This is a genomic window from Candidatus Phycosocius spiralis, assembly GCF_030158815.1.
Classification (GTDB): Bacteria; Pseudomonadota; Alphaproteobacteria; order Caulobacterales; family Aquidulcibacteraceae; genus Aquidulcibacter; species Aquidulcibacter spiralis.
In genome coordinates, this window is the sequence record NZ_BPFZ01000008.1 from 17,011 (window position 1) to 30,972 (window position 13,962).

A 13,962-nucleotide genomic window follows, 5' to 3' on the forward strand; every position below is an offset into this window, starting at 1 on the left:
GAAAACTCGATGTTTGATTTAACTGGTAACAAAGCACTTGTGACGGGTGCTACAGGTGGAATTGGTGGAGCGATTGCACGCGCATTGCATGGGGCCGGCGCTCATGTGGCGTTGTCGGGTACGCGTCAAGATGCACTCGATAAGTTAAGTGCGCAATTGCCCACTAGTATCGCCTTGGCATGCGATTTATCCAACCCTGAACAAACCGATGGATTGGTGATACGCGCCGAACAGGCCCTTGGCGGCTTGGATATTCTGGTTGCCAATGCTGGCATCACCAAGGACGGCCTACTCTTACGCATGAAGGATGAGGATTTTGAACGCGTCCTTGACGTCAATCTTGGCTCCTACTTTCGCCTCGCGCGAGCAGCCGCCAAAGGCATGATGAAACAGCGTATGGGTCGGATTATTGGGATCACCTCGGTTGTCGGGGTAACGGGAAATTCAGGCCAGGCCAATTATGCAGCTTCCAAAGCCGGCATGATCGGCTTTACTAAATCCATCGCGCAAGAGCTTGCCTCACGCGGTATTACGGTCAATTGCATTGCACCGGGTTTTATTGTGTCGCCGATGACTGATGCGCTCCATGACACCCAAAAAGAGGCGATTACCAAGTCAATTCCTGCGGCGCGACTCGGTCACCCTGATGACATTGCCGCCGCAGTTGTCTATCTTGCATCCGACCAAGCCAGTTATGTTACAGGGCAGACTTTGCATGTGAATGGCGGTATGGCGATGATTTAGGTGATGCTTTGGCGCTAGCGGCCCAATAGCAAAGATGCTAATTCGATAAGCTTCCGTTGAGCTATTGTGGCGAAACGGTAATTATAACAACGCCGAAGCGACTTCGGCAGGACCCGAGGACCTAATATGTCTGACGTTTTCGACCGCGTAAAAAAAATCGTCATTGAGCACTTGGACGCTGATGCGGACAAAGTTGTTGAAAATGCGAGTTTCATTGATGATTTGGGTGCAGACAGCCTCGATACAGTGGAACTCGTTATGGCTTTTGAAGAAGAATTTGGCGTTGAAATCCCAGATGATGCCGCCGAAAAAATCCAAACAGTCGGTGACGCGGTGAAGTTCATCTCTGCCAACGCTGGCTGATCAGAACATGCGTCGCGTTGTCGTGACGGGCATCGGCCTCGTTACCCCAATTGGGGTCGGGGCCGAATTCGTTTGGAAGAGTTTGCTGGCGGGGAAATCCGGGGCAGGCACCATCAGTGCATTTGACGCATCCGATCTACCCGTACGTTATGCTTGTGAAGTCCCCTGGACCACGGGACGCGGGGGAGGTGGTGAGGCGATACCAGGGTCGTTTGATCCTGAAATCGCTATGTCGTCGCGAGAGCGTCGTCGGGTGGATGAGTTTATCCTCTATGGGGTCGCAGCCGCCAATGAGGCTATTGAAGATTCTGGTTGGGTCGCACAAACCGAACAACAACAAGAACGCACTGGGGTTATGATTGGCGCAGGCATTGGTGGGTTGTCCACCATCGCAGAAACTGCCCTATTGTTGGAAAAAGAGGGCTACCGAAAAGTCAGTCCGTTCTTTGTGCCATCGGCCCTGATTAATCTCACCTCCGGCCATGTATCGATTAAACATGGTTTTCGCGGACCTAACCATTCTGTGGTGACAGCATGTGCGACTGGTGCACATGCGATTGGTGATGCGGCGCGTATCATCAAATATGGCGATGCTGATGTGATGGTCGCGGGGGGGTGTGAAGCTGCGGTGTGTAAAATTGGTATTGCCGGTTTTGCTGCTGCGCGTGCATTGTCTAACGGATTTAATGACGATCCAATGTCGGCTTCGCGCCCTTATGATAAAGACCGTGATGGGTTTGTCCTGGGTGAAGGTGCTGGCATAGTGGTGCTGGAAGACTATCAACATGCCAAGGCGCGTGGTGCCAAAATTTATGCCGAGATTGCAGGCTATGGTATGTCAGGTGACGCCTATCACATTACGGCACCGGCGGAGGACGGCAATGGTGGTTTCCGTGCCATGCGCTCAGCCATCAAAGACGCAGGCCTGACAACTTCAGACATTGGTTATGTCAACGCGCATGGTACTTCGACGCCGTTGGGGGATGAGATTGAACTGCGCGCAGTAGAGCGGTTGTTTGGCGATGATGCAGCCTACCTCACTTTATCATCAACCAAATCCGCCATCGGCCATTTGTTAGGGGCTGCCGGTAGTGTTGAGGCGATTTTTTCAATCCTAGCCCTACGCGATCAAATCGTACCGCCAACCTTAAACCTGCATACGCCATCGGTTGAAACCAAGATCGATCTGGTACCCCTGGTAGCTAAGGAACTTACATTTAAAGCTGCCTTATCCAATTCATTTGGCTTTGGTGGCACCAACGCGGCACTTGTTATGAAAGCGGTCTGATGGCGGGCCATGTCGCCAAACCCCGGACGAAGCAAGCAGCCAAAGATCAAGCGGCTAAAGCAAAATCACGGCGTAAGTTGATCCATTTTGGGGTAGCTTTTGTTGTTCTCGTAACCACGATTTGGGCTATGGTCTTTCTATTAGGGCCAGGACCCAATTCAGACACGGGTGAAACGCGGTATTTTATGGTTGAAGATGGCGATGTAATGAGCCGGATCGGGGGGCGCCTAAAAGAAGAAGGGCTTGTTAACTCTGCTGTGGGTTTTCGACTTGCAGTTCTGTTGAGTGGCACTTCTGGTACCCTCAAAACTGGTGAATATGAAATCCCGTCAAGGGCAACTCCGGGTCAAATTGTCAAAATCCTTATCCGGGGTGAAGGCGTTAAGCGGATGATTGTGTTTCCAGAAGGATGGAGCGTGAACCAAATCTATACGCGGCTTAATGCCAATCCTTATCTGACAGGTGAGCTGCCCCCCCCGCCACCTGAAGGAAGTCTGAACCCCAGCACCTATCCGTTTCAACGTGGGGATAGCCGTGCCAGCCTCGTTAAACAAATGCAGGCAAGCCATAAAACATTGCTGGATGCCCTGTGGCTACAACGGGCCCCAGACTTGCCATTTAATAATAAAAATGAAGCCTTAATACTTGCTTCTATTGTAGAAAAAGAAACAGGGCTTACTGAGGAGAGACCCCGGGTTGCTGCCGTCTTTGTCAATCGATTACGGGCTGGAATGAAGCTGCAATCTGATCCCACTATTATTTATGGCATCACCAAAGGCGCGCCTTTGGGACGAAAAATCTTTAAAAGCGATCTCGAAAATCCCCATGCATGGAATACTTATGTGATCTCTGGTCTGCCCCCGACGCCGATTGCCAATCCTGGCAAGGATGCGATCAAGGCTGTGTTAAATCCCCCCAAAACGCGAGAATTGTTTTTTGTTGCCGATGGTACAGGTGGACATGCATTTGCTGAAACCTATGGGGAGCACCAAAAAAATGTTGCGCGCTGGCGGGCATGGCGCGCATACCAAGAAAGCAATAAGGCCATTACCCAAGGGGGCAAGTGAGTCATGGTGAGGCCTCCCTCCCTATTAAGCATGACTGGCTTTGGACGTGCTGAGGGTCAAGTGGGAGATATGACCTGGGTTTGGGAAGCACGCAGTGTCAATGGCCGTAATCTCGACATAAAGCATAAACTTCCGCCAGGCCACGATGGTTTTGAACCCCGAATACGGGAAGCGTGCACCAAGAGATTTAAGCGTGGCTCTCTTCAGGTGTCTTTAAGCGTTAAACGCAATACCGTGAACCAAAATCCCAGTGTTCGGATTAATCTGGATATGATTGACTTTTACTTGGCCGAAGGAAGTGCACTGATCGCGGCTGGCCAAGTGTTGCCGCCACGTTTGGACGGCTTGTTGCATCTTCGTGGCGTCCTTGAAGCGGCGGATACATGTGAAGCTGTTGAGGTTAAAGCAAGCCGTGACGCAGCCATTCTAGAGGGTTTAGAAGCTGCCTTGGATCAGCTTTTAGCCGAAAGGCAACGCGAAGGAGATGGGCTTTTTGATGTTTTTACCCAAAATTTCTCTCGGATTGATGAGTTAATTCGCCAAGCAGACACCGCAGCGGAGGCCCAAGTTTTGGCCATTCGTGACCGGGTGCACAAGCGCGCTGTAGAATTGTTGGGCGAAGTACCATTTGATCCCCAGCGCCTAGCCCAAGAAGCAGCAGCTTTAGCGCTCAAATCTGATGTGCGTGAGGAATTAGACCGCTTGGCTGCGCACCTGACTTCGGCACGTACTCTGTTAAACCATGGCGGGGATATCGGGCGAAAACTTGATTTTCTGGCGCAAGAATTTCATCGTGAATCAAATACCTTAACCACTAAAGCTGCCACCATTGCGCTGACCAACATCGGGCTAGAGCTCAAAGCACTCGTGGATCAATTGAAAGAGCAAGCCGCCAATGTCGAATGATGTGAATGAACCTCACCGCCGTGGTCTTATGCTAGCATTGGTCAGCCCTTCTGGGGCTGGTAAAACCACCTTGTCGCGCCGACTGGTGGACGAGGATCCCAATATTACTTTGTCGGTTTCTTGGACCACAAGGTCGCCACGTCCGGGCGAAGTAGATGGCATTCACTATCATTTTGTCGATAAGGATCAATTTCGTACCCACCGGGCCCACGATGGCTTTTTAGAATGGGCTGAAGTTCATGACCATTATTATGGCAGCCCCAGGGATAGTGCGTTTGCTCAATTGCGATCGGGCCACGATTTGATGTTTGATGTCGATTGGCAAGGTGCGCTGCAATTGCGTACCTCGGCCCCCGGGGATGTGGTTAAAGTCTTCATATTGCCGCCCAATATGGCTGAGCTTAAGCGGCGCTTAATCCTACGTGGACAAGATAGCCCCGCAGTGATCAAAAAGCGGATGACCAATGCTTATGGGGAAATCAGTCGTTGGGAAAACTTTGATTATGTCTTGGTGAATGATGACTTAGATCTAAGTTATGCGCGCTTAAAAACCATCCTCGAAGCAGAGCGGATGCGCCGAACTAGACAGCCCTGGCTTGGTGTCTTTGTACAGAGTCTGTTGCGTGAAGATACGTGAGCGCCGGCATACCTATTTGGCTGCCCCTTCATCGTTTGCTTTTTAGGGAGGTGCATTCAGGGCAAAAATTCTGAAACACTATGTAACTCCGCACATACAATATCTGAGCATTGGTACGGGGAAGATTGGATGTCACGGCACCCATTTCGCACGTCGGGGGATGGCGAAGTTGACATCAAATGATACGCAAAGCATCTTTCATTGGCAATCATGGAGGTGCATCGAAGCTTCAGGTCTTCCTGTGCACTCTACTGGTGCGGCCCGTAACTGTGTTATACTTCTTTTTGATTGACTGACGTGTATTGCGAAGGTATAATTTTCAATTTTTGGTTGTAATCTCGGTATGCTTTCCTAGCAAGCCTTCCACCCCTCATATGAAGGTTGGCATCAACCGAGGGAGTGTGGACAACAAAGTGGGGATAGCTGATGAGGCGTTTAGCTCTATTTTTTTTGTTATCAATTAGTTTTGAGGCACCAGCAGCTAGTGCCCAAAATGTTGAGGCACGGAAAAATGGAATTATCACTAACTACGTAACGAAGGGCAGTTTAGAGGCAACTAGAAATATTGGTTGCATTAAGATTGCTAAAGCCAAAAGCGATTTTACACCACCAGATCTCCTTAAAGGTATGATTGCGTGCGTGCGGCGAAATGATTATGAGACTGCTGGCTATTTATACTATCTCGCACGCATTTATGCGGCGTTTGATTCCCTTCGCGTTTCTGATGTATCGGCTAGACAGGCAGGGACTGTCTTGTTGATCCAAACCTATGAAGAGTTGCAAGAAGATCAAAAGACACGACTTTCCGAAATGCTAGATAAAATCATGGGAACGCCGGAGCTTGAAAAGAGGCTTTGCGGTGATCTTCAGAAAGTTGGTATGCCAACTTACCATCCCAAGTATATGATTTTACACGGAATGGGCGCTTTTTTTGGCGCCTCTGCTGAAGGGGGTTTAGTTGAGGACTTCGATGGCGCGAGTAACTGGAAGCAACTACTTGGAAGTCTCAAGGACTGTCCTGGTTAAACGACTAGTATAGACTTCGTCGCTTTGTTTTAGGCATACATTAAGATAGCATTGAAATGGTCTTGAAAGAGGGGTCTCTTCCCTTCATGCTCCCCCACCCACGAAAATCCTGAAAGTCCCCACCTTTACTGGAGTCCCTCCCAACCAAAATTGGGTTACCTTGAGATTCTGCTGCTCGCTGAACAGGCTTAGAGCTGCTCCAAGCGCACCCCGTGGACGCGTCTAATCCACTTGCAGCAGCTCCAAGGTCTCACGCGCGATCCGGTCGCGCACCCGTTCACGGTCCTCCTGTAACATGCCCCCAAGCAGCACGCTATCGGCTAACCACCAAAGAAAGGAGATTGGTAAGCCTATTACGCTACAGGTCAACACCACCATGGCTAGTCCAGACTTTCCCCGCCCGACATAAAAGCGGTGGGCTCCAAGCCAGCCAAGAAAGAACCACATAACATAAGCTTGAAAGGGCGATTTGGTCTCTTCATCGACGCGTAAATCGATTGCGATCATTTCTGCTTCGGTGATTTCCACGATCCTTGGCTCCTAAGAAGCTAAATGAATTTAGCGCGGACGTCGTGCCTTACAAGCGCGAATGGTCACACCGGGGGGAAGCACTGTTCCTTCATCACCGCATGCATCCTCCAATTGACGGGTTGTTAGGCCAAGAGCGGAAGCAAAATTGGCACCAGAAAGGTTGGCACCCGTAAAATCTGCGCCACCAAATCGGGTGCGACTGGCGCGGGCTTCGCGCAAAACAGTGCCGGTCAAATCAGCGCGCGATAGATCAGCCCCTTCAAACGTTGTGCGGACCATGGTCGCGCCGGTAAAATCAGCATTTACAAAGCTTACCCCCATCAACATCGCCCCGCTCAAGTTTGCGCCGCTGAAATCAGGGTTGGTGCCGCGCGTGCCTACAAATTTTGCCCCAACAAAATTAGCACCAATAAGCTCAGCATTAGAGACATCAGCCCCGCCAAAATCTGCACCGCCAAAATTGGCCCCTGCCGCCTCAATCGAACGCATACCCGCGCCAACAAAACTAGCACCACGAAAAGTTGAGCCATTCATTTCCGCACGGCTCAAATCGCCGCGATCAAAGCGGGATCCTGCAAAATTTCCTGCGGTCATTTCGGCGCTACGCAAAACTGACCCTGTGAAGTTAGCGCCGGCAAAATTACCAGTTGACATACGGGCATTCTCCATCCGTCGATCGGAGAGATCACAGCCCGTACAAAGGCCAGAAAACCGTCCGGCAAAGGTAACTGTGTTTGGCTTGCCCCGCTGGTCCCACGCCAATGCCAAAACCGGCTGGGCAATTGGGGTTAGTACAAAAGCCAATAATAAAGATAATGCTCTTGAAGTCATGGGTCTAGTTTAAGCAAGTTGCAGGAATTATCCACTTAAATGGTTGTAACAATCATGTCACAGATACCTATATACCACATTACCCTTTGAACAGGCGAATTTTCTTAACTTTACGATAGAAATCTACCTAATGACCATCCATTCTAACTTAATCATGGGCCAACCCCGGTCTCTGATTGTTTGAGGCCCACCCAACCGCATGCATCACAGGCATAGCCATTCGGGCGATTGATCAGGGTAAAGTGCCCACAATCTGGACAAGGATCGCCTTCATACTGGGGCCCTATTTGGCTTGAGGTGGCCAATGGTGATGACACACCAACCGTACCTTCCGATGAGGATGAGCCTCTACGTCTAACCCGCTCTGCAGGGCTTGGTAAACGCACCAAATTATCAATAAAGCTGCCGCGTGCGAAGCCTTTAGAAATAAAGCGCACAGGATCATGGGGATCATGATCAAGGCAACTCAAGTCTCCTAAGCTGGGATTTCCTGTGTCTGTTATATCTTCGTCACTATGCGTGTCACCTACGATGGCTAGGTCGTCACGTCCAAGATAGGAAACCGCTAATTCGCGGAACAAATAATCGAGAATAGATGTCGCACGTGTGATGGAATCATTGCCCTCAACCTCGCCAGCAGGTTCAAACCTTGTACCAACAAAGGCATCGACGAATTCTTCAAGTGGGACGCCATATTGCAGGCCGATGGAGGTTGCGATGGCGAAATTATTCATCAAGGAGCGAAATGCTGCCCCTTCTTTATGCATATCAATAAAAATCTCACCAATTTCACCATCATCAAACTCACCAGTATGTAAATAGACTTTGTGGCCCCCAACTGATGCCTTTTGGATATAACCTTTGCGACGATCGGGCAGACGACGCCTGGCTGTGGGCTGGGGGATCAAACGTTCCACCACGCGCTCAACTTGAACTTCAACGCGTTCGGATTTCACATCTTCTGGTATATTTTCAAATGCGCTCAACGCGTAAATTGGGGCATCAAATCTTGCTTGTTTGAAATCTAAACGAAAGCCGGCAAAGCCAATCAGGCCCAGATGTTTTGCAAGCTCTGCTGCGACTTCCCGACCATTTTCTTGGCGCAGGAGACAAAGGTTTAAGCGGATATGTCGACGCACATGCCCTTCTTGAGCAGCGGCGAGGCGAATGATGTCTTCGCGCTTGACCTCTGTAAACACTTCTCGATCGCCTAAGGGCTCCCAATGTTCCATCTGTCCTAAGGCCCAATGTTGCGCGCTAGCAATGTCTTGTGATGTAAATCCCAAGGCAGTGAGCACATCAAAACCTGGCCGTAAAACTGCATCTAATGTGCATCCACACCATCGAGCCGTCTCTTCAGGACCCAAAATCCAAGGCGTGATGGCTGCACGTAAAGAGCGCGCACCAATCAAGGCTTCAGAAATCGCATGAAGACCTGCTTCATCAACACCCCGCGATGCCAAGGCTTCAAACGAAACACCAGGGGCTTGAGCCAAAGTCCTTGTACCTAATAAATGCTTGGCAATTTGGGCAGTGTCGCGGCCTAGGGTTTCAAGGCCCCGCTTCACATTGGGACGAAGTGCAAATGTAGTCTCCTCCCCGCCACAAGCTGTTTCAAAGGTTGGGCTTGATATAGGTTCAAGACCGCCCGCATCCGCTCCCAATAAGCTCAAGATCGTGGGCTGATCAACTGGGCGTAAATTGGTTACAAAACGGCCAGCAAACCTCTCATTATCTTGCAGGTTTGCTCGGTATAAACCTTCGCATGCCCGTTCAGCACCACGTGAGAGGGCACTTAACGCTGATTTGATCAACTCATGCCCTTCAAGGCTGCCATAGGCTTGCCCTCTCGCCATAATCAGGCCAGCACCATCACAATAGCCCAATTCACCAATACGGTCTTTCGCCCATTCCTGCGCGCTTTTTTTGCTTGGGAATGCACTGACAAGTCCTAAACAATCCAGTGCAAGCCGCCATGCGGCTGCAACTGTCTCTAAATCTCTAAACTGCATGTCTTGATAGAATGCAGAAAGGCAAAAGGTGACCATTGGACCACCAAAGGGCTGGGCAATAGTGTCGAAATCAAACTTGCAACCTGTTCTTGCAGCCTGCAATAGAAGATCACCATCCAAGTTTTCCCCCACAGGCAATAAAATGGTTGCAGGCCTTAAGGCTGGCGCGTCGTTAAAATCGACCTGCACGGGGTCCCCGAAATAGCCGTGCTTGGCATCGGCGATCGCTTCACCGATTGCCCCAGCAGGAACACCAACCCGAAAGGCTGCAGCGATGGCGCGTCCTAAAACTGGATTTTCGTGTGGATCGTCATGGCCAACCCCCTGCGCGCGACCAACTGCTGCACGCACACCCGATAAAGCATCGTTCATATGCTGTCTGCCGACCGTCAGCGCCGATGCATCAAACTGGCGCTGCCGACGATGACATATACTATCTTGCGCATCACAATAGGCGATCACATCCTCTTGGCTATGTTCGCTAAGCCAAGGTGATGCAACCCCATGATCCTTGTAAGATCCAACATGGGTGTTAGAGACATAGAAACTTTGGTTGTGTTGATGTGAATGCGTTTGGGTTCCGAGTAAACCGCGAAAATAAGACGGGTCCAATGCGACTTGTCTGGCAAGCAAACTATTGGCTAATAAAGCTTCAAAACTTGTGCGCGCTTGCGTATCGAGCAACAGACCAGCTGCCCAAGCCAAATTACCAATCCGACCCGCCACTTCAATGATTGCATCCCTGATAGAGCTATGATCGCTCAAACCCATCACTTCGCCAAAGGCTAGTACATGATCCAGGGTCCAACTGGGTGGAGCAAATAAGTGGCCAACCTCTAAGCCTGCTTCCCGCAGCATATCAGCATGGGATGCAAGACAAGCATGGTTGAAAAATCGCGAATCAAAGGTCAAAGTTGCACCCTAGCGAATCAGAAACTCAATCATCGGCTGGAATAGGCTGACCGACTAGTCCTGAAACCAAAAATTCTGCACCCAAAAGCTTTTTCTTTGGCCTGCCGCTTTCACTTGAAGGAATGGGCTTAGGAGGGCATAGTCAGATCATCATTGAACGGTCCGATTTACATCTGGTCGGCCAAGTAGGTCTATGCTTGACGTGCCTTTATCTTACTGGGCGGAGCTGGGCAGGCCTTGAAAAGGAATAGCGGTGTTTGCAAAAGTTTTTACATGGTGGAATGGTGCAACGCTTGGTACCCTTTATGATATTGCAAAGCGGGCTGATTTGATCGGGGAAGACGATCAGGGCAATCGCTATTTTGAAGAGCGTAAAGCGACTTTAGAGGGGCGCAAAAGGCGCTATGTGATCTATAAGGGCTATGCTGAACCCTCTCGTGTACCCGTGGAATGGCATGGTTGGTTGCATCATACGTTTGAGCATCCCCCAACTGTGGAGCCTTTTTTACTCAAGTCATGGGAAAAATCCCATCTGCCCAATTTAACCGGTACCGTTTTTGCTTATCGTCCAAAAGGCAGCTTAGGAGCTCTAGCGCGACGGGCTAGAGCTTCAAGCGATTATGAGGCGTGGTCGCCAAAGTGATGGAAGCTGTTAAACGCACGGGGGCGTTAATCGGTGGCTCGATACTGATTGCCTTGGTTGGCGGTGGGGTTATTGCCAGGCAAGCAAATCCGGAGACTTCTAATGTTCGCTCTGCCAGCGGTGCGCAATCAGGGGGTGATCCCCAAAAACCTGAACCCACATCCCCCATTGCACCGCCTGTTTCCACGGGGGGTATCGACCCTGAATTAGGGCCAGTTGGGGAACCTGAAGCAGCCGATCTACCACCGGCGATGCGCCAAAATGGGGGTGGTGGTTGGCTCAGTCCAACCGATGAAATGCGCGCACGTATCCGCCGCGAGGCCAAGGAACGGGCGGCAGAAGAACAGCGCGCTCTATCAAGTAGCGGATATGTGATGCCCCGATTGGTTGGGCCTACGATCCCCTTTGTTCCTCTGGAATTATTATTTCCACCTGAAAGCGTTGAACAGGGCCCAAAGCCGGTAAGGGAACTTCGTGGAACAAGCATAGTTTTGGGTGCTTTAGATCGCGAAAAGGGAACCAATGTTCGCCTTAAGGTCTCGGTTGGAAGTCAGGTTACATATGGTTCGCTGCGTATGCGGGTGATGGCGTGTTATACCTCACACCCCGAAGACAGGTTGGAATCATGGGCCTATGTTGAAGTGACCGATATTGGACCGCAAAAGCTGAACCAATTGGCGGTATTACCACAAAGAAATAGTCGTTCAAACAGGGACGCTAATGCCCTACGCGTTATTCGTAAAGGGTGGATCATCGCCTCAAGTCCTGCTGTGACGCCTATTGATCATCCAACTTACGATATGTGGTTGGTTGCTTGTGATGGGGCAGAACTACCCCCAGCAAGTGCGCTTCAATCCGCATCAGACATAACTCCCCCACGCTCACAGGCCAAACAGGCTGCGGCTCAAGATGAGGCCCTTCGTTCTTCGGTAGAGGCGCAGGTTCAAGATAAAGGTGCGATAAATCAAGGTGACAGTCCCTTGCCACTGGATGAACCTGTCTTAGATGCTGCCCCATCCCCGTTACCATCAAATCAGGTGCAGGAAAAGTCGACGCGCAATTAATGGCGTCTTTTAGCAAGATTTGATAGTCGGCGCGCGCCACTTCTGTTGCACCAAATTGTTTGAGATGTTGTGTTAGAAATTGTGTGTCGAGCAGTCTAAACCCACCGCTGATCAAATGGCCAAGTAAATGAACAAGGGCTATTTTACTGGCATCGCGCGCACGTGTGAACATGCTTTCGCCAAAAAAGGCCGCCCCAAGTCTGACCCCATAAAGCCCGCCTACCAGCTGATCGCCCAGCCAAGTTTCTACGCTAACGCCATGTCCACGCCGGTATAAGCCATCATAAAGCTCAAGAATCGGCTGATTAATCCATGTCTCTTCGCGCGATTCTTGTGGTGCTGCGCAATTCTCCACGACCTTGCGAAATGCACGATTGATCGTCACGCGATAGGGTTCGTTGCGCACACTCCGTTTGAGGCGACGGGGGATGTGGATATTCTCAAACGCTAAGATCCCACGTTGCTCTGGATCGACAAGGAAAAGGCGTGGATCATCACGCCCATCAGCCATCGGAAAAATCCCGCGTGCATAACATGCCAAAAGCTCTTCGGGGCCAAAGCCCATGCTCATGCAGGCTTATCCTCCCCATGCTCATTGAGCCATTGTTCAAGCCAATGGATGTTATAATTACCATCGATAATGTCGCGCTCTTGCACCAAGCGCAAAAACAAGGGGATAGTGGTTTTAACCCCGCCTATCACCATTTCGGCTAAAGAGCGCCGCAGACGCATTAAGCACTCGTTCCGGTTGCGGCCATGGACAATAAGCTTGCCGATCAGACTGTCGTAATAAGGAGGGATTTTATAGCCCGTATAAATAGCCGAATCCAATCGAACTCCAAGGCCACCAGGCGCGTGGAAGTCGGTAATGGTGCCAGGTGAAGGTACAAAGCTAACAGGATCTTCGGCATTAACCCGGCATTCAATTGCGACGCCCTCAAAAATCACTTCGTCTTGGGTAAAGGATAAGGGCATACCCGCGGCAATACGGATCTGTTCGCGTACCAAATCCACGCCCGTGATCATTTCGGTGACAGGATGCTCAACTTGCAGGCGCGTATTCATTTCAATGAAGTAGAATTGACCATCCTCATATAAAAACTCAATGGTACCAACGCCCAGATAACCCAGCGCCTTAATGGCCTTAACAACCACATCGCCTATTTGGCTGCGCTCTCTTGCATTGAGTGCTGGGGAGGGGGCCTCTTCCCAGACTTTCTGGTGACGGCGCTGGAGTGAGCAATCGCGTTCGCCTAAATGGACAACATTGCCATATTCATCTGCAATTACTTGAATTTCAATATGGCGAGGTTGGCCTAAGTATTTTTCAAGATAGACCGTATCATCGCCAAATGCGTTCTTGGCTTCGCTGCGCGCTGTGGATAAAGCAACGGACAACTCTTCCTTGCTATGGGCCACTTTCATGCCACGCCCGCCGCCGCCAGCCGAAGCTTTAACCAAGACGGGATAGCCAATTTCTTGAGCAATTGCTAAAGCCGTCACATCATCATTAATGCCGCCATCCGAGCCTGGAACCACAGGAATACCAGCAGCCTTCACTGCAGTTTTGGCAGCAATTTTATCGCCCATCATCCGTATATGTTCAGCGCGCGGCCCGATGAATACAAGCCCGTGCGCGTTGATTATTTCTGCAAACTTAGCATTTTCGGACAAGAATCCATAACCTGGGTGAATGGCTTGCGCGCCAGTGATTTCGCATGCAGCGATCAAAGCTGGGATATTAAGATAAGATTTCGCGGCAGCAGGAGGACCCAAGCAAACGCTTTCGTCGGCGAGGCGAACATGCATGGCATCTGCATCGGCTGTGGAATGGACGGCGACCGTGTTAATGCCCATCTCTTTGCAAGCGCGATGGATCCGCAGGGCAATTTCACCCCGATTGGCAATGAGAACTTTATCAAACACCTGTGTGTTACC

Annotated in this window: 13 protein-coding genes and 1 pseudogene; 9 read left to right on the forward strand and 5 right to left on the reverse strand. The window is 50.5% G+C overall.

Translation table 11 applies throughout. The annotated features are described in order from the left end of the window. Positions 1 to 9: 9 nt before the first annotated feature. The 7 genes from fabG (at position 10) to PsB1_RS07215 (ending at position 6,031) form a co-directional block, all read left to right on the forward strand. A complete protein-coding gene (gene fabG / locus PsB1_RS07185) occupies positions 10 to 744 on the forward strand; it encodes a 3-oxoacyl-[acyl-carrier-protein] reductase (RefSeq protein ID WP_284360068.1) in 735 nt (244 codons plus the stop codon). 126 nt (positions 745 to 870) lie between these two features. After that, positions 871 to 1,107 carry an acyl carrier protein gene (locus tag PsB1_RS07190; protein ID WP_085339046.1) on the forward strand — a complete coding sequence of 79 codons (237 nt, stop codon included), beginning with the start codon at positions 871 to 873 and terminating at the stop codon, positions 1,105 to 1,107. A 7-nt stretch (positions 1,108 to 1,114) separates the two neighbouring features. Then, positions 1,115 to 2,395 carry a beta-ketoacyl-ACP synthase II gene (fabF, locus tag PsB1_RS07195; protein WP_284360071.1) on the forward strand — a complete coding sequence of 427 codons (1,281 nt, stop codon included), beginning with the start codon at positions 1,115 to 1,117 and terminating at the stop codon, positions 2,393 to 2,395. Continuing rightward, positions 2,395 to 3,462, forward strand: a complete 1,068-nt coding sequence (gene mltG, locus PsB1_RS07200) for an endolytic transglycosylase MltG (RefSeq protein WP_284360072.1) — start codon at positions 2,395 to 2,397, stop codon at positions 3,460 to 3,462. The genes fabF and mltG overlap by 1 nt, the downstream gene beginning before the upstream one ends. 30 nt (positions 3,463 to 3,492) lie before the next feature. After that, positions 3,493 to 4,368, forward strand: coding sequence for a YicC/YloC family endoribonuclease (locus PsB1_RS07205; RefSeq protein ID WP_284360213.1), 876 nt, complete (start codon positions 3,493 to 3,495; stop codon positions 4,366 to 4,368). Next, positions 4,358 to 5,005, forward strand: coding sequence for a guanylate kinase (gmk, locus tag PsB1_RS07210; protein ID WP_284360073.1), 648 nt, complete (start codon positions 4,358 to 4,360; stop codon positions 5,003 to 5,005). The genes PsB1_RS07205 and gmk overlap by 11 nt, the downstream gene beginning before the upstream one ends. A 426-nt stretch (positions 5,006 to 5,431) precedes the next feature. Beyond that, entirely contained in the window at positions 5,432 to 6,031 is a 600-nt protein-coding gene (locus PsB1_RS07215) for a hypothetical protein (protein ID WP_284360074.1), read from the forward strand. A gap of 222 nt (positions 6,032 to 6,253) precedes the next feature. Here the strand turns inward: PsB1_RS07215 and PsB1_RS07220 are convergent, their stop codons facing one another. The 3 genes from PsB1_RS07220 to PsB1_RS07230 form a co-directional block, all read right to left on the reverse strand. Then, positions 6,254 to 6,559, reverse strand: a complete 306-nt coding sequence (locus PsB1_RS07220) for a TM2 domain-containing protein (RefSeq protein ID WP_284360075.1) — start codon at positions 6,557 to 6,559, stop codon at positions 6,254 to 6,256. 30 nt (positions 6,560 to 6,589) lie between these two features. Next, positions 6,590 to 7,393: a pentapeptide repeat-containing protein gene (locus tag PsB1_RS07225; protein WP_284360076.1), complete on the reverse strand. Its 804-nt coding sequence runs from the start codon at positions 7,391 to 7,393 to the stop codon at positions 6,590 to 6,592. A 152-nt stretch (positions 7,394 to 7,545) separates the two neighbouring features. Next, positions 7,546 to 10,317: a TSCPD domain-containing protein gene (locus tag PsB1_RS07230; RefSeq protein ID WP_284360078.1), complete on the reverse strand. Its 2,772-nt coding sequence runs from the start codon at positions 10,315 to 10,317 to the stop codon at positions 7,546 to 7,548. A gap of 253 nt (positions 10,318 to 10,570) precedes the next feature. Here PsB1_RS07230 and PsB1_RS07235 point away from each other — a divergent pair, with 253 nt between their 5' ends. Together PsB1_RS07235 and PsB1_RS11950 are read left to right on the forward strand one after the other, a co-directional pair. Next, positions 10,571 to 10,960 carry an NADH:ubiquinone oxidoreductase subunit NDUFA12 gene (locus tag PsB1_RS07235; RefSeq protein WP_284360080.1) on the forward strand — a complete coding sequence of 130 codons (390 nt, stop codon included), beginning with the start codon at positions 10,571 to 10,573 and terminating at the stop codon, positions 10,958 to 10,960. A 374-nt stretch (positions 10,961 to 11,334) separates the two neighbouring features. Beyond that, a complete protein-coding gene (locus PsB1_RS11950; RefSeq protein ID WP_420887895.1) occupies positions 11,335 to 12,024 on the forward strand; it encodes a DUF2155 domain-containing protein in 690 nt (229 codons plus the stop codon). Here PsB1_RS11950 and aat read toward each other — a convergent pair. Continuing rightward, positions 12,005 to 12,595, reverse strand: a pseudogene (gene aat / locus PsB1_RS07245) (leucyl/phenylalanyl-tRNA--protein transferase); the annotation flags it as partial. The gene PsB1_RS11950 and the pseudogene aat sit on opposite strands and share 20 nt — an antisense overlap. Then, a complete protein-coding gene (accC, locus tag PsB1_RS07250) occupies positions 12,592 to 13,950 on the reverse strand; it encodes an acetyl-CoA carboxylase biotin carboxylase subunit (protein WP_284360084.1) in 1,359 nt (452 codons plus the stop codon). The gene accC and the pseudogene aat, both read right to left, overlap by 4 nt. Between the last annotated feature and the right edge of the window lie 12 nt (positions 13,951 to 13,962).